The organism is Candidatus Hydrogenedentota bacterium (assembly GCA_016791475.1).
Taxonomy (GTDB): domain Bacteria; phylum Hydrogenedentota; class Hydrogenedentia; order Hydrogenedentales; family JAEUWI01; genus JAEUWI01.
This window is the reverse complement of sequence record JAEUWI010000277.1, coordinates 1-647: the sequence shown is the minus strand read 5'-3', so window position 1 is coordinate 647 and position 647 is coordinate 1. Positions and strand designations below refer to the sequence as shown.

The following is a 647-nucleotide window of genomic DNA, read 5'->3' as shown; positions in this document are numbered from 1 at the left end:
CCACGCCCCTTCCAGGCCCGGGTTGCCTTCGTGGGACACGACTGCGACCTCGCCATTCTCGAAGTCGAGGATCCCTCCTTCTTTGAAGGGATTGAACCGCTCGAATTCGGACCGCTCCCCGCCGTAAGATCCACCGTGGTCAGCTACGGCTATCCGGCGGGAGGCGAACAGATCTCCTACACCCGGGGCGTGGTCTCCCGGATTGAAATCCAGCCGTATTCGCATCCCGGCCACCGTTCCCTTCTCGCGGTCCAGACCGACGCCGCCATCAATCCCGGCAACAGCGGCGGACCGGTCATTCAGGACGACAAGGTGGTGGGCGTGGCCTTTCAGGGCATCCCCGGGCTGGAGAACGCCGGCTTCTTCATCCCTCCCGAAGTGATCCAGCATTTCCTGAAGGACGTGAATGACAGTCATTACGACGGATTTCCAATGGCGGGGATCCGGCTCGTCCCGCTGCAAAATCCGGCCTACCGGTCCTTCCTCGGAGTGACCAACGATTCCCTCGGTGCTCGAATCGACGGGATCCTCCCGGGCACCGCGGCCGAATCCCGCCTTAAACCCGACGACGTGCTGCTGGACGCAGGCGGACTCCCCGTCGGAAGCGATGGAACGGTGGTCTATCAGGAAAACCGGATGCCGGTATC

1 protein-coding gene is annotated in these 647 nt (G+C 62.8%); it reads left to right on the top strand.

Annotated features, from left to right (window positions below; all coding sequences use genetic code 11):
• Positions 1–647 (top strand): trypsin-like peptidase domain-containing protein (locus JNK74_29185; GenBank protein ID MBL7650253.1); only part of this gene is annotated, 647 nt, incomplete at both ends.